The sequence below is a fragment of the Candidatus Sarcina troglodytae genome (genome assembly GCF_015708635.1).
Taxonomy (GTDB): domain Bacteria; phylum Bacillota; class Clostridia; order Clostridiales; family Clostridiaceae; genus Sarcina; species Sarcina ventriculi.
In genome coordinates, this window is sequence record NZ_CP051754.1 from 2,133,352 (window position 1) to 2,149,910 (window position 16,559).

The 16,559-nt window shown below is 35.2% G+C and carries 8 protein-coding genes, 2 tRNA genes, 2 rRNA genes and 1 other annotated feature; all 12 genes read right to left on the bottom strand.

Annotation, left to right across the window (positions count from 1 at the left end):
- Positions 1–44: 44 nt before the first annotated feature.
- A 23S ribosomal RNA gene (locus HH195_RS09990) occupies positions 45–2,948 on the bottom strand.
- 104 nt (positions 2,949–3,052) lie between these two features.
- Positions 3,053–3,129: transfer RNA gene (locus HH195_RS09995), tRNA-Ile, on the bottom strand.
- 3 nt (positions 3,130–3,132) lie between these two features.
- A tRNA-Ala gene (locus tag HH195_RS10000) sits at positions 3,133–3,208 on the bottom strand.
- Positions 3,209–3,301: 93 nt separating this feature from the next.
- A 16S ribosomal RNA gene (locus HH195_RS10005) occupies positions 3,302–4,811 on the bottom strand.
- The 16S and 23S rRNA genes sit together here with 2 tRNA genes alongside, the layout of an rRNA operon.
- 468 nt (positions 4,812–5,279) lie before the next feature.
- Positions 5,280–6,656 (bottom strand): UDP-N-acetylmuramoyl-L-alanine--D-glutamate ligase, encoded by a 1,377-nt coding sequence (gene murD / locus HH195_RS10010; RefSeq protein ID WP_196370984.1) that lies wholly within the window; start codon positions 6,654–6,656, stop codon positions 5,280–5,282.
- A 178-nt stretch (positions 6,657–6,834) separates the two neighbouring features.
- A complete protein-coding gene (locus HH195_RS10015; RefSeq protein WP_196370985.1) occupies positions 6,835–8,226 on the bottom strand; it encodes a glycine--tRNA ligase in 1,392 nt (463 codons plus the stop codon).
- A gap of 74 nt (positions 8,227–8,300) precedes the next feature.
- Positions 8,301–8,464: a binding site (T-box leader), on the bottom strand.
- 128 nt (positions 8,465–8,592) lie between these two features.
- Positions 8,593–10,101, bottom strand: a complete 1,509-nt coding sequence (gene lysS / locus HH195_RS10020; protein WP_055258667.1) for a lysine--tRNA ligase — start codon at positions 10,099–10,101, stop codon at positions 8,593–8,595.
- A gap of 42 nt (positions 10,102–10,143) precedes the next feature.
- Positions 10,144–10,620, bottom strand: a complete 477-nt coding sequence (greA, locus tag HH195_RS10025; protein WP_055258669.1) for a transcription elongation factor GreA — start codon at positions 10,618–10,620, stop codon at positions 10,144–10,146.
- A gap of 251 nt (positions 10,621–10,871) precedes the next feature.
- Positions 10,872–11,852: a tRNA dihydrouridine synthase DusB gene (dusB, locus tag HH195_RS10030; protein ID WP_196370986.1), complete on the bottom strand. Its 981-nt coding sequence runs from the start codon at positions 11,850–11,852 to the stop codon at positions 10,872–10,874.
- On the bottom strand, positions 11,821–12,636 hold the full coding sequence (locus HH195_RS10035) for a type III pantothenate kinase (RefSeq protein WP_055258672.1): 816 nt from the start codon (positions 12,634–12,636) through the stop codon (positions 11,821–11,823). Before HH195_RS10035 ends, dusB begins: the two co-directional genes overlap by 32 nt.
- Positions 12,637–12,852: 216 nt before the next feature.
- The gene (locus HH195_RS10040; protein WP_196370987.1) at positions 12,853–14,523 is read right to left on the bottom strand and encodes a formate--tetrahydrofolate ligase; all 1,671 of its coding nucleotides are present in this window, start codon (positions 14,521–14,523) and stop codon (positions 12,853–12,855) included.
- A gap of 216 nt (positions 14,524–14,739) precedes the next feature.
- Complete coding sequence (gene ftsH / locus HH195_RS10045; protein ID WP_055258676.1) at positions 14,740–16,545, bottom strand: ATP-dependent zinc metalloprotease FtsH; 1,806 nt, start codon at positions 16,543–16,545, stop codon at positions 14,740–14,742.
- Positions 16,546–16,559: the final 14 nt, after the last annotated feature.

Consider the following 16,559-nt stretch of genomic DNA (forward strand, 5'->3'; position numbering starts at 1 on the left):
AAATATTCTTTTTAAACTACACTAAGCATTAAGATAAAGTTAATTAGGTCAAGCCCTCGACCTATTAGTATCAGTCAGCTAAATATGTTACCATACTTACACCTCTGACCTATCAACCTTGTGTTCTTCAAGGGGTCTTACTAGCTTATGCTATGGGAAATCTCATCTTGAGGTGGGCTTCACGCTTAGATGCTTTCAGCGTTTATCCCTTCCCGACTTAGCTACCCAGCTGTGCTCCTGGCGGAACAACTGGTACACCAGAGGTCAGTCCATCCCGGTCCTCTCGTACTAAGGACAGCTCCTCTCAAATTTCCTACGCCCGCGACGGATAGGGACCGAACTGTCTCACGACGTTCTGAACCCAGCTCGCGTGCCGCTTTAATGGGCGAACAGCCCAACCCTTGGGACCTACTTCAGCCCCAGGATGCGACGAGCCGACATCGAGGTGCCAAACCTCCCCGTCGATGTGGACTCTTGGGGGAGATCAGCCTGTTATCCCCGAGGTAGCTTTTATCCGTTGAGCGATGGCCCTCCCACGAGGTACCACCGGATCACTAAGCCCGACTTTCGTCCCTGCTCCACTTGTGGGTGTCGCAGTCAGGCTCCCTTCTGCCTTTGCACTCTTCGAACGATTTCCGACCGTTCTGAGGGAACCTTTGGGCGCCTCCGTTACTTTTTAGGAGGCGACCGCCCCAGTCAAACTGCCCACCTAACAATGTCCTGTGACCAGATTCATGGCCGCCAGTTAGAACTTCAATACTATCAGGGTGGTATCCCAACGTCGACTCCACTAAGGCTGACGCCCTAGTCTCTCAGTCTCCCACCTATCCTGTACAGACAATACCGAAATTCAATGCTAAGCTACAGTAAAGCTCTACGGGGTCTTTCCGTCCAATCGCGGGTAACCAGCATCTTCACTGGTACTACAACTTCGCCGGATTTGCAGTTGAGACAGTGCTCAAGTCATTACGCCATTCGTGCGGGTCAGAACTTACCTGACAAGGAATTTCGCTACCTTAGGACCGTTATAGTTACGGCCGCCGTTTACTGGGGCTTAAGTTCACACCTTCGCTTACGCTAAGTGTTCCCCTTAACCTTCCAGCACCGGGCAGGCGTCAGCCCCTATACATCAGCTTACGCTTTAGCAGAGACCTGTGTTTTTGCTAAACAGTTGCTTGAGCCTATTCTCTGCGGCCTACTCTCATAGGCATCCCTTATTGCTAACTTACGGGATCAATTTGCCGAGTTCCTTAACTGCAATTCTTCCGCCGGCCTTAGGATTCTCTCCTCACCTACCTGTGTCGGTTTGCGGTACGGGCACTACTTCTCTCTCTAGACGCTTTTCTTGGCAGCGTGGAATCATGTACTTCGGTTCCGTAGAACCTTCCCCATAACATCTCATCATTATTACAACGGATTTGCCTATTGTAACTGACTAAATGCTTAGACTAGCATCCAATAGCTAGCACACACTATCCTCCTACGTCACGCCATCGATAATAACGATGGTAGTGGTACTGGAATATCAACCAGTTGTCCATCACCTACGCCTTTCGGCCTCGGCTTAGGTCCCGACTAACCCTCAGCGGACGAGCCTTCCTGAGGAAACCTTAGGTATTCGGCCTGTAGGATTCTCACCTACATCTCGCTACTAATGCCAACATTCTCACTCGTAATCAGTCCACCACTCCTTACGGTATGACTTCAGCCCGATTACGACGCTCCTCTACCGCTTGAATAAATTCAAGCCCGTAGCTTCGGTGGTAAGTTTTAGCCCCGAACATCTTCGGCGCAGGATCTCTCGACTAGTGAGCTATTACGCACTCTTTTAATGAGTGGCTGCTTCTAAGCCAACATCCTAGTTGTCTTAGAAATCCCACATCCTTTTCCACTTAACTTACACTTTGGGACCTTAGCTGACGATCTGGGCTGTTTCCCTTTTGACCACGGATCTTATCATTCGTAGTCTGACTGCCGAACTTATAGTATATGGCATTCGGAGTTTGATAAGGTTCGGTAAGCGCTATGCCCCCTAGCCCATTCAGTGCTCTACCTCCATTACTCATATTCGACGCTAGCCCTAAAGCTATTTCGAGGAGAACCAGCTATCTCCGAGTTCGATTGGAATTTCTCCGCTATCCACAGCTCATCCCATGCTTTTTCAACAGCAACGTGGTTCGGTCCTCCACGAGGTTTTACCCTCGCTTCAACCTGGCCATGGATAGGTCACCCGGTTTCGGGTCTACGACATGCAACTAGTTGCCCTATTAAGACTTGGTTTCCCTTCGGCTCCGTACCTTAAGTACTTAACCTTGCTACATATCGTAACTCGTTGGCTCGTTCTACAAAAAGCACATCATCGCACACATAAGGTGCTTTGATCGGTTGTAGACATATGGTTTCAGGTTCTATTTCACTCCCCTCCCGGGGTTCTTTTCACCTTTCCCTCACGGTACTGCTTCACTATCGGTCATCAGGTAGTATTTAGCCTTGGGAGGTGGTCCTCCCTGCTTCCCACAAGGTTTCACGTGTCTCGTGGTACTCTGGATTAGAACTTGATTACTCTAACTTTCATTTACAGGACTATTACCTTCTACGGTAGAGCTTTCCAACTCTCTTCAATTAGTTATAGTTTCTCGTTATGCTCTATCCACAACCCCGGAAACAAGTTTCCGGTTTGGGCTCTTTCCCTTTCGCTCGCCGCTACTTAGAAAATCGATTTTTCTTTCTCTTCCTCTAGGTACTTAGATGTTTCAGTTCCCTAGGTTTACCCTCGTTAACCTATTTATTCAGTTAACGATACATGGGGTTTCCCATGTGAGTTTCCTCATTCGGAAATCTTTGGATCTCAGACTATGTGCGTCTACCCAAAGCTTATCGTAGCTTATCACGTCCTTCATCGGCTCCTGATGCCAAGGCATTCACCATACGCCCTTTGTAGCTTGACCTTTGTTTCTATCTTTTAGATAGTTGCAATCAATTTTACAAAGAATAGTAAATTTAATTGGCTTTACTCTATTTATTAATACTTATGTGTAATTTTCAAAGAACATGGTGGGTCTAAATGGACTCGAACCATCGACCTCACGCTTATCAGGCGTGCGCTCTAACCAGCTGAGCTATAGACCCATATGGTGGAGGTAAAGGGATTCGAACCCTTGACCCCCTGCGTGCAAGGCAGGTGCTCTCCCAACTGAGCTATACCCCCATATGTTTTAAGAGTTAATCTCTCAAAATTAAACAGATATTTAAGAAGCATTCTTTATTATCATCTTAGTTTTCCTAAGATGTTCTTCCTTAGAAAGGAGGTGATCCAGCCGCAGGTTCTCCTACGGCTACCTTGTTACGACTTCACCCCAATCGCTGACCCTACCTTCGGCCGCTGCCTCCTTACGGTTAGCTTACGGACTTCGGGTATTGCCAACTCTCATGGTGTGACGGGCGGTGTGTACAAGACCCGGGAACGTATTCACCGCGACATTCTGATTCGCGATTACTAGCAACTCCAGCTTCATGTAGGCGAGTTTCAGCCTACAATCCGAACTGAGACAAGTTTTTGAGTTTTGCTCCACTTCACAGTATTGCTTCTCTTTGTACTTGCCATTGTAGCACGTGTGTAGCCCTAGACATAAGGGGCATGATGATTTGACGTCATCCCCACCTTCCTCCCGGTTAACCCGGGCAGTCTCGCTAGAGTGGTCAACTTAATGGTACCAACTAACAATAAGGGTTGCGCTCGTTGCGGGACTTAACCCAACATCTCACGACACGAGCTGACGACAACCATGCACCACCTGTGTTCCTGTTCCCGAAGGAACTTCCCACATTACTGGTAATTCAGGACATGTCAAGTCTAGGTAAGGTTCTTCGCGTTGCTTCGAATTAAACCACATGCTCCGCTGCTTGTGCGGGTCCCCGTCAATTCCTTTGAGTTTTAATCTTGCGACCGTACTCCCCAGGCGGAATACTTAATGCGTTAGCGGCGGCACAGAGGCTTGGGGCCCCTACACCTAGTATTCATCGTTTACGGCGTGGACTACCAGGGTATCTAATCCTGTTTGCTCCCCACGCTTTCGAGCCTCAGCGTCAGTTACAGTCCAGAGAATCGCCTTCGCCACTGGTGTTCTTCCTAATCTCTACGCATTTCACCGCTACACTAGAAATTCCATTCTCCTCTCCTGCACTCTAGATATCCAGTTTGGAATGCAGCTCCCAAGTTAAGCTCGGGTATTTCACATCCCACTTAAATATCCGCCTACGCTCCCTTTACGCCCAGTAAATCCGGATAACGCTTGCCACCTACGTATTACCGCGGCTGCTGGCACGTAGTTAGCCGTGGCTTCCTCCTTAGGTACCGTCATTATCGTCCCTAAAGACAGAGCTTTACAATCCGAAGACCTTCATCACTCACGCGGCGTTGCTGCATCAGGGTTTCCCCCATTGTGCAATATTCCCCACTGCTGCCTCCCGTAGGAGTCTGGACCGTGTCTCAGTTCCAATGTGGCCGATCACCCTCTCAGGTCGGCTACGCATCGTCGCCTTGGTGAGCCGTTACCTCACCAACTAGCTAATGCGCCGCGGGCCCATCTCATAGCGGATTGCTCCTTTGATTGTTAAAAGATGCCTTTCAACAATGTCATGCGGTATTAATCTTCCTTTCGGAAGGCTATTCCCCTCTATGAGGCAGGTTGCCCACGTGTTACTCACCCGTCCGCCGCTAGAAAAGCTCCGAAGAACTTTTCTCGCTCGACTTGCATGTGTTAAGCACGCCGCCAGCGTTCATCCTGAGCCAGGATCAAACTCTCAAATTAAAATATACTAATTTCTTAGTTTTTATTTGAGTTTAATCTACTCATATTACTTATAAAAGAATTGCTGGTTTACTTAAATTATCTGTTTAATTTTCAAAGATCCATTCGCTATTTACTCAAGCGACTTTTATATATTAACATCATCACTTTCATTTGTCAACATCTTTTTTTGTTTTTCACTTGTTTAATTTGTTAGCTCGTGACGACGAAATTTATAATATCATATTAAGACATTTAATTTCATATTATATTCTATAATATTAAAAAATTATTTTGTATTTTCTCTTTTATTCTTCTTTTTTTTTATTTTTTCTATTATAGATACTCCAGGGAGAGTTTTCTTTTTCAAATAGATAAAATACTTGGACATCTTTAATATTAAATTGCTTTACTATAAGATATTTCTTAATTAAAACATAAAAAGCAACTAAACCTTATTATAGATTTAGTTGCTTTTTTTAGATTAAACTATAAGTTATTTATTATATCTTTAAATATATTTCCTCTTATCTCAAAATTTTTAAACATATCAAAACTAGCACATGCTGGAGATAACGTAACTATATCTCCTTCTTTAGCTATCTCTCTACATTTATTAACTGCTTCTTCCATATTATTTACAATATATACTGGAATGTTAATCCCTTTTCTTTCTCTTAAATCCTGAAAACATTTAGCTATTTTATATTTTGTAGCCCCCATTATAACTATACTCTTTATTTTTTCATATCCTTCAAATGCCAATGGCTCAAACGGTATATGTTTATCATATCCTCCAGCTATTAATATCACCGGTTTTTCAAAAGCTTTTAATCCTGCTAAAGTTCTTGTTGGACTAGATGCAATAGAATCATTATAATATCTTACACCATTAATTTCCCTTATAAATTCACATCTATGCTCCACACCACCAAATGTTTGGGCAACAAATTTCATATTTTCGATGGAAACTTCATTCCTTACTGCTAAAAACGCTGCTAAATAGTTTTCTACGTTATGCATTCCTTTTATAACTATATCATTTTTTTTACATACTTCTTGTCCATGAATATAAAGTACTCCATTTTCGTAATATCCATCTTCGTTTTTAATTTTTTTAGAACTAAATTTTTCAACTTTTCCTTTTGCTTCTTTATAAAACTCTTTCGTAATATTATTTTCATCATTTATAATTAATAGACAATTTTTATCTTGATATCTAAATACGTTCTTCTTAGCCTCTATATATTCTTCCATACCATGATGCATATCTAAATGATTCGGTGTAATATTAGTCACTACTGCAACATCTATCAAACTATCCATTGTCATTAATTGAAAACTAGATAACTCTAAAACAACTTTATCTTCTTCTTTTATTTTTTCTATTTCAGCAAATAATGGAGTTCCTATATTTCCTCCTACCCAAGTAGTATATCCTTGTTTTTCTAATAATTTTGAAATTATTGTAGTTGTTGTTGTTTTACCATCACTACCTGTGATTCCATATATTTTTCCCTTACAATATTTTGTGAATTCCTCCATTTCAGAAGTTATGTATGCACCCTCTTTTTTACATCTAACTAATGCCTCACTATCAATTCTCATGGATGGTGTTTTAAAAATCACATCATATCCTGTTAATCTATCCAAATATTTTTCTCCAAGCTCTAAGCTTATTCCTTTACCTTTGAAGTCAATAGCAACTTTACCTAATTCGGCCTCAGTTTTCATATCAAAACCTGTTATTTTAGCTCCTAGCTTGTCTAAAAAATTCATAAGAGGAATATTACTAACCCCTATTCCTACTACTGCAACTTTTTTTCCTTTAATAAAATTTTTAAACTCAGTAAAATCTTTTTTCACCTTTAATCCTCCAACAATTATTTTAATTTTAATGCACTCTCATTATACAGATAATTCTATCCATTTTTCTTCATTATATCACCCATAATAAACATATGCTACTTTATAGCTTGTTGTTAAAATATAAAGCAAAAGCATAGTAAGAACCTTCTTACTATGCTTTCTACATACTTATCAACTAAAATTCTAAGCTTTTTTCTATATAAGATTTTAAATCAGATATTTTAATTCTTTCTTGTTGCATTGTATCTCTGTCTCTTATTGTTACGCAGTTATCCTCTAACGTATCAAAATCTACTGTTATACAATATGGAGTTCCAATTTCATCTTGTCTTCTATATCTTTTTCCTATACTTCCTGCTTCATCATATTCAATGTTAAAATATTTGCTTAATGCACCATAAACTTCGTCTGCTTTTTCTGAAAGTTTCTTTGAAAGAGGTAATACAGCAGCCTTATATGGAGCTAAAGCTGGATGTAAATGCATAACTGTTCTTACATCTCCACCTTCTAATTCTTCCTCATCATAAGCCTCAACTAAGAATGCTAATGCAACTCTATCAGCTCCTAATGATGGTTCTATAACATATGGAATATATTTCTCATTAGTTGTTGGATCTAAATATGCCATATCTTGACCTGAATGTTCTTGATGTTTAGTTAAATCATAATCAGTTCTATCTGCTATTCCCCAAAGTTCACCCCATCCAAATGGGAATAAGTATTCTATGTCTGATGTAGCATTTGAATAGAAACTTAACTCTTCTTTTGCATGATCTCTTAATCTTATGTTTTCTTTATTCATTCCTAAATTTAATAAGAAATTCCAACAATAGCTTCTCCAATATTCAAACCATTCCATATCTGTTCCTGGTTTGCAGAAAAATTCTAATTCCATTTGTTCAAACTCTCTAGTTCTAAATGTAAAGTTTCCTGGAGTTATCTCATTTCTAAAAGATTTACCTATTTGAGCTATACCAAAAGGAACTTTCTTTCTAGTTGTTCTTTGAGTTGCTTTGAAATTTACAAATATACCTTGAGCTGTTTCTGGTCTTAAATATATTTCATTTTTAGCATCTTCAGTAACTCCTTGGAATGTTTTAAACATTAAATTAAATTTTCTTATATCTGTATAATTTAACTTTCCACATTTAGGACATACTATGTTATTGCTTTCTATATAATTTTTTAATTGTTCATTAGACCAACCATCAGCTGATGCTACTTCTGCTCCATTTGCAGTCATATGATCTTCAACTAGTTTATCTGCTCTAAATCTAGCTTTACATTCTTTACAATCCATAAGTGGGTCTGAGAATCCCCCAATGTGACCTGATGCAACCCAAACTTCTTTATTCATAAGAATAGCACTATCTAATCCAACATTATATTTACTTTCTTGAACAAATTTTCTCCACCAAGCTTTTTTTACATTATTTTTAAATTCAACTCCTAAAGGACCATAATCCCATGAATTCGCAAGTCCACCATAGATATCTGAACCTGGGAATATAAATCCTCTGTTTTTACATAATGCAACTATCTTATCCATAGTCTTTTCTACTGACATTTTCTATACCTCCAATAATTTTAAATTTATTATATGAATTATTAACTTTAAAAACAAAAAAACCTAACTAAAATTAAAGGGACGAAAAATTTATTCCGCGGTTCCACCCTTCTTAGCTAAGCTCAACTTTCTAAAAGACACTCAAAAGTTCCATTCATCTTAAATCTTTAATGATTTACACCTACCATCATCTCTCTTAAAAATTTTTAAGATTACTCTTCTCTCTCATTGTGTATATTAACTTATAGTCTTTATTTTATCAAAAACATCTAATATGTCAATATATATACTTCGTTTTAATGATTTATTATTTAAATAAAATAAAAAAGGACACACAAACTTTAATGTTTAAGTGTCCTTAAAATATTAATTATTTTCTTGAGGTTTCATTGTTGGAAATAATATAACATCTTTAATTGATGATGAATCTGTTAAGAACATAATTAATCTATCTATACCTATTCCTAAACCACCTGTTGGAGGCATACCAGTTTCTAACGCACTCATAAACTCTTCATCTATAACATACGCCTCATCATCGCCTAAATCTCTTTGTTTTGCTTGTTGTTCAAATCTTTCTCTTTGAACTATAGGATCGTTAAGTTCTGAATATGCATTACACAATTCTCTACCGTAAACAAAACCTTCAAATCTTTCAGTGAAATCTGCATTTCCTCTTTTCTTTTTAGTAAGAGGTGAATTTTCTGATGGATAATCTATTATAAATGTAGGTTGAATTAATTTTGATTCTCCAAACTCTTCGAATAAAGCATTTAAAACTTCACCTTTACTTACATATTGTAATTCTTTAGGGAATTCCAAATTATGCTTTTTAGCTATTTCTTGAGCTTCTTCATCTGATGATATTGAATTAAAATCAACCCCTGCAAATTCTTTAACAGCATCAACCATTGTTAATCTTCTCCAAGGTGGTTTAAAGTCTATTTCTGTTCCTTCATATGTAACCTTAGTTGTTCCGTTAACCAATGTACAAACTTCTGCCACCATGTTTTCAGTAAGTTCCATCATGTCATTATAATCTGCATAAGCTTCATATAATTCTATAGATGTAAACTCTGGATTATGTCTAACTGACATTCCTTCATTTCTAAATATTCTTCCCATTTCATAAACTTTTTCAAAACCAGCAACTATACATCTCTTTAAATGTAATTCTGTTGCTATTCTTAAATACATATCTATATCTAACGTATTATGATGAGTTATAAACGGTCTCGCTGCTGCTCCTCCTGCAATAGATCCTAAAATTGGAGTATCAACTTCTATATATCCTTTGTTGTCTAAGAAATTTCTAATCCCTTTTATTATTTGAGCCCTCTTTAAGAAAGTTGTTTTTACTTCTGGATTAGTTATTATATCAACTTCTCTTTGTCTATATCTTAAATCTGGGTCTTTTAATCCATGGAATTTTTCTGGTAATGGCTTTAATGATTTACAGATTAATTGGAATGAAGTAACCTTAACAGATACTTCTCCTGTTTTTGTTTTAAAAACTGTTCCTGTTGCTGCAATCCAATCTCCAAGATCTAAGCTTTTAAATTCTTTTAAAGCTTCTTCACCAACAGCATCTATTTTTACAAATAATTGAAGTTTTCCATCCCTATCATGAATGTCAGAAAACAATACTTTTCCTTGCCCTCTCTTAGACATTAATCTTCCGGCTACTTTAACTTCTTTACCTTCTAATTCTTCAAATCCTTTTACTATTTGTGCTGAAGAATGAGTCCTTTCAACCTTATACACGTCAAAAGGATCCTTTCCCGCATCTTGTAAATCCTTAAGTTTTTGTCTTCTTAATATTTCTTGTTCACTAAGTTTATCTTCTTGGTGAATATTTATATCTTCATTTGACATTTTCCATACCTCCATGATTATGTTTATTAAATTATTTTAAAATTATCTTCTGATTCCTAATACTTCAAATTTAGCTATTCCACCTGGAACATTTACTTCCACTATGTCTCCAACTTTCTTACCTATAAGACCTTCTCCAACTGGTGACTCATTAGAAATTTTAAAGCTCATTGGATCAGCTTCAGCTGAACCTACTATTGTATATTCAACCTCTTCATCAAATTCATAGTCTTTAACCTTTACTATAGAACCTACTGTTACAGCATCTGTTGATATTTCTGATTCATCAACAACAACTGCATTTTTAAGCATGTTTTCTAATTGAAGTATTCTTCCCTCTGTAAAAGCTTGTTCATTTTTAGCTTCATCATATTCAGAGTTTTCACTTAAATCTCCATATCCCAAAGCAACCTTAATTTTCTCTGTTATTTCTTTTCTCTTTACGGTTTTAAGATATTCTAATTCATCTTCTAACTTTTTTATACCTTCATAGGTCATTAGATGCTTTTTTTCGCTCATAATATTTTCTTCCCTTCATAAAAAATTATCACAAATTTATCTATATTATATAATATTGGACTAAATTTTAACTTAATATTATTTAATGTAAAAATTATTAAAACTCCTTAAAAAACTTGAGAACAGTTTATTCTCAAGTATTTAAAATATTATAAATCTTTACTATGATTATGTCAACTTATCTGAATACTTTTATTGTATTTTATGTTATATAATATTAAATTATCAATATTTTAAGTTAATTATAGGTCTTATTTATAATTTTCTTTTAATATACTTTTATATTCGCTCAATATTTTTAAAACCTTAAGAGAATCATTCTCTAAATTTATCTTATTTTTTATCTCTGTACATTTAGGTAAACCCCTTATATACCAAGCTGAATGCTTCCTCATTTCTCTTACAGCCTTATACTCCCCATTGTATTTCAAAGCCAGATTATAATGTCTTATACACATATCTACCTTTTCCCAAGAGTTAGGCATTTTAACTTCGTTATTATTAAATTTATCAACAATCTGTTTAAATATCCATGGGTTACCAGTACAACCTCGACCTATCATTATTCCATCACAATTACTTGTTTTTATTAAATTTAAGGCATCTTCAGCACAAAAAACATCTCCATTCCCTATAACAGGAATCCTTACAGCTTCTTTTACTTGTCTTATAATATCCCAATTTGCCTTTCCTGTATACATTTGAGCTCTTGTTCTGCCGTGAATAGCTACTGCATCTGCTCCTGCACTTTCAATAATTTTAGCAAATTCTACTGCATTTATACTATTTTCATCATATCCCATTCTAAACTTAACAGTTACTGGTTTTAGTGAAACTTTTTTTACCTCATTAACTATTTCATAAGCTAACTTTGGATTTTTCATAAGAGCTGATCCATCACCATTTTTCACTATTTTAGGTGCTGGGCATCCCATATTTATATCTATAATACATATATCATCATTAGTATTAAAATATTTTTCTGTTACATATGACATTATTTTAGAATCGCTACCAAACATTTGACATGCAACTGGCTTTTCTTCTTCCGCAATCCTCATTAATATTTTTGTATTTTCACTTTCATAATATAACGCCTTAGCACTAACCATCTCCGTATACACAAGACCACAGCCCATTTCTTTACAAAGACTTCTAAAAGCAATATCCGTTACACCTGCCATGGGAGCTAAAAATACATTATTCTCTAAAGTTACATTTGAAATTTGCATTTAATGACTCCTTATTTTTCTCATAAAGTATTTGCAATCCTTCTAAGGTTAATTTTGAATCAATTACATCAATTACATTTGTTGAATTTGATATAAGTTTAGCTAAACCACCTGTTGCTATTACCAATGGTTCACTATGTCCTAAATCTTGCATCTCTTTTTTCATTGCTCTTACAATATATTCAACTTGACCTACATAACCATATATTATACCAGCTTGCATACCTTCTACGGTATTCTTACATATTATTCTATTAGGTTTTTCAAGTTCAATTCTTGGAAGTTTAGCTGCTCTTTCAAATAAAGCTTCTGACGATATTATAATTCCAGGACATATACTTCCCCCTAAATAAGTACCATTTTTTGTTATAGCACAATAAGTTGTTGCTGTCCCAAAATCTATAATTATTAATTCTTTTTTATATTTTTCATAAGCTGCTACTGCATTTACAATCCTGTCTGCACCTGCTTCTTTTGGATTATCATATTTAATATTTAGTCCAGTTTTTATACCTGGGCCTACTATTATTGGTTCTTTATTAAAACATTTCTTAATCATATTTTCTAAAGAATGCATAACATTTGGTACGACAGAAGATATAATTATTCCCTCTATGTCTTCTGTGTTTAGATTTGCTTGGTTAAAGAGTTGCATAACCTGTATAGAATATTCATCTGATGTTTTTTTAGAATCCGTTGATATTCTCCAGCAAGCTACATATTTATTTTTACTGTAGATTCCTAATACTATGTTAGTGTTCCCCACATCAACAAGTAAAATCATATTTACACCACCTTAATATAATTAAAAGACAGCATATAAACTGTCGAAAAACATGCTACTCCCTTTCATATAACAATATAATTTTAACAACAACTAAGCTTTTGTCAAGCAATCAAAACGATGATTGTCAATTTTTTTCAATGATAAATAAAAGCTATATTGCTCAAATATTTTATTTGAACAATATAGCTTCTTTACTGCTTATTTAATTTAACTTTAAAATAATCCAGTTATTTTTCCATTTATATCTATATCCATCTTGTTTGCAGCTGGCACTTTTGGAAGACCTGGCATAGTCATTATATTTCCTGTTTGAACAACTATAAATCCAGCTCCATTTGACACATTTATTTCTTTTACATTTATATCAAATCCATGAGGTCTCCCTAACAACATCGGATTATCTGATAATGAATATTGTGTCTTTGCCATACATATTGGTAATTTATCCATATTAAATTTTTCTATTTCACTTATTTGCTTTAAGGCTTGTGGTGCATAATTAACATTATCGGCTCCATAAATTATTTTAGATATCTTTAATATTTTATCTTTTATAGAATCATTTATATCATATATCGGAACAAATTTAGAATCACTTTCCTCAATAGTCTCTAAAATTTTATTTGCTAAATCAATTCCACCTAGTCCACCTTTTTCCCAAACTTCAGTATTGCTAACCTTTATCCCTAAATTTGAGCAAAAATTTTCAATAAATTTAATTTCTTCTTCTGAATCTGTTATAAATTTATTTATAGCCACAACTACCGGAATATTAAATTCTTTTATATTTTCTATTTGTTTTTCAAGATTTTTAATACCTTTTTCTAAAGCTGAAACACTTGGTATATTTAACTCATCTTTTTTAACCCCACCATGATGTTTTAAAGCCCTTACAGTAGCAACTAATACAACACACTCTGGTGCTAAATCTCCATACCTACACTTTATATTCAAAAATTTTTCTGCTCCAAGATCAGCTCCAAATCCAGCTTCTGTTATAGCAAAATCACCTAATTTCAAAGCCATCTTTGTAGCAACTATTGAATTACAACCATGAGCAATATTTGCAAAAGGTCCTCCATGTATTATTGCAGGTGTATTTTCTAATGTTTGAACTAAATTAGGTTTTATTGCATCTTTCATAAGAAGAGCCATAGCACCTTGAACTTGTAAATCTTTTGCATATACAGGTTCACCATCTAAATTATAAGCTACCAGTATATTACCCATTCTTTCTTTTAAATCAGATAGGTCTTTAGCCATGCAAAGAATAGCCATAATTTCTGATGCAACTGTTATATTAAATCCATCTTCTCTTAAAAAACCATTTATTTTTCCACCTAATCCCACAACTATATTTCTTAATGCCCTATCATTCATATCTATAACTCTTTTAAAAAGAACCCTTCTAGAATCTATTCTAAGTAGATTGCCTTGATGAATATGGTTATCTATAGCTGCGCTTAATAAATTATTTGCAGATGTTATTGCATGCATATCCCCAGTAAAATGAAGATTTATATCTTCCATCGGAACTACTTGTGCATTTCCACCACCTGTCGCCCCTCCTTTCATTCCAAAAACAGGACCTAAAGAAGGCTCCCTTAAAGCTATAACTGCTTTTTTTCCTATTTTATTAAAAGCATCACCTAAACCAACTGTAACTGTTGATTTTCCCTCTCCAGCTGGCGTAGGATTAATTGCTGTTACTAATATAAGCTTTCCATCCTTTTTATTTTCATTTTTTTTCATAATATCTAAAGAAATTTTACATTTGTATTTTCCGTATTGCTCTATTTCATCTTCTAGCACCCCTAATTTTTCAGCTATCTTTACTATTGGCTCCATTTTAGCGTTTTGAGCTATTTCTATATCACTTTTCATAAATATGCCCTCACTTCTTTAATATCTTCTACAAATTATAATTTAACTATCAAATTTTATATTTATATTATATTAATTTTTTTTAAAAAAATAAAGTTTTATACGAATAAAATACATATTTTTTTTAAAAAAGTTTTATTATATACGAACTTTAAATTATTTTAATACTTGTATAATTCAATAAAGCAGTTAAACCAAAGGCTTAACTGCTTTATTTTATGAGTTTTGGAATATTCTTTCGAATTCTTCTCCATCAATTTTTTCTTTTTCAAGCAAAGCTTGAGCAACTGCATGAAGTTTATTAACATTTTCATTTAATATTTTTTCAGCTCTTTTATAAGCTTCATCTATAAGTGCCTTAACTTCTTCGTCTATTTTAGCACTTGTTTCCTCACTTATATTGCTGCTTTTTCCCATATCTCTACCTAAGAATACCTCGCCATTATCATTTCCAAATGATATAGTACCAATTTTACTACTCATACCATACTGCATAACCATACTTCTTGCAATACTGCTAGTTCTATCTATATCATTTTTAGCACCAGTACTTATATCTCCAATTATTATTTGTTCAGCAACTCTTCCACCTAAAAGCCCTACCATATCATCTTTTAATTTCAATTTAGATATATGACTTCTATCATTTTCTGGAAGATGCATAGTATATCCTGCTGCCATTCCTCTTGGGATTATACTTATTTCATGAACTGGATCAGAATGTTCAAGCATTCTCATAGCCACCGCATGACCCGCTTCATGATAAGCCGTAATTTTTTTATCGTGAGCACTCATCACTCTACTTTTCTTTTCTGGTCCTGCTATTACTCTTGTTATAGCTTCTTCTATATCATCCATATCAATTGTCATCTTATTTCTTCTAACTGCTAAAAGTGCTGCTTCATTAGTTAGATTTTCCAAATCAGCCCCAGTAAATCCAGGTGTTCTTTTAGCTAATACTTTTAATTCCACATCATCACCTAAATGTTTATTTCTAGTGTGGACCTTAAGTATAGCTTCCCTTCCCGCTACATCTGGAGCACCAACTACTATTTGTCTATCAAATCTACCTGGTCTTAAAAGTGCAGGGTCTAATATATCTGGTCTATTAGTTGCCGCAATCATGATTATTCCTTCATTAACTCCAAATCCATCCATCTCAACTAAAAGCTGATTTAAAGTTTGTTCCCTTTCATCATGACCACCACCAACACCAGCTCCTCTTTGTCTACCAACAGCATCTATTTCGTCAATAAATACTATGCAAGGAGCATTTTTCTTAGCTTGATCAAACATATCTCTAACTCTTGACGCACCAACACCAACAAACATTTCAACAAAATCTGAACCTGATATACTAAAGAATGGTACACCAGCTTCGCCAGATATTGCTTTAGCTAACAATGTTTTACCAGTTCCTGGAGGACCAACTAATAATACTCCCTTCGGAATTCTAGCACCCATTTCTATATATTTTTTAGGTTGTTTTAAAAAGTCTACTATTTCTTCAAGTTCTGCTTTTTCTTCATCTGCACCAGCTACATCTTTAAAAGTAACCTTGTTGCTATTTGGTGGAGCCATTTTAGCCTTACTCTTACCAAAGTTCATTACACCTCTATTTCCTCCACCACCTTGAGATTGATTCATTATCATAAAGAAAAATACTAAAAATACTACTACCATAAGTATTGTTGGAACAACTGATATCCATGCTGATGAACTATTTGTTTGTTGAAATTGTATTACAGCAGTATTAGTACTTGAATATTGTGTTAATAATTGATTAAATGTTTCAGTAGGAACTACTACATTATATTTTGAACCATTTCTCATAGTTCCTGAAATTAAATCTTTACTTACATTTACATTAGCTGTAGCAACTTGATTGTCTCTCCAACTTTGCTCAAATTGACTGTACCCAATAGTTGAACTAACATCTCCACTATTATATAAAGTAACAGCAGCCATTATAATCATTATAAGTACAACAATCCACACAGTTAATTTGGATGTCTTTCTCATTGCATTTGCCTCCT

Bases quoted from the DNA above. Each gene is read 5' to 3' on its own strand.
- HH195_RS10015 (WP_196370985.1), bottom strand. From the start codon at position 8,226: ATGTCAGTAGAAAAGACTATGGATAAGATAGTTGCATTATGTAAAAAC.
- lysS (WP_055258667.1), bottom strand. From the start codon at position 10,101: ATGTCAAATGAAGATATAAATATTCACCAAGAAGATAAACTTAGTGAA.
- greA (WP_055258669.1), bottom strand. From the start codon at position 10,620: ATGAGCGAAAAAAAGCATCTAATGACCTATGAAGGTATAAAAAAGTTA.
- dusB (WP_196370986.1), bottom strand. From the start codon at position 11,852: ATGCAAATTTCAAATGTAACTTTAGAGAATAATGTATTTTTAGCTCCC.
- HH195_RS10035 (WP_055258672.1), bottom strand. From the start codon at position 12,636: ATGATTTTACTTGTTGATGTGGGGAACACTAACATAGTATTAGGAATC.
- HH195_RS10040 (WP_196370987.1), bottom strand. From the start codon at position 14,523: ATGAAAAGTGATATAGAAATAGCTCAAAACGCTAAAATGGAGCCAATA.
- ftsH (WP_055258676.1), bottom strand. From the start codon at position 16,545: ATGAGAAAGACATCCAAATTAACTGTGTGGATTGTTGTACTTATAATG.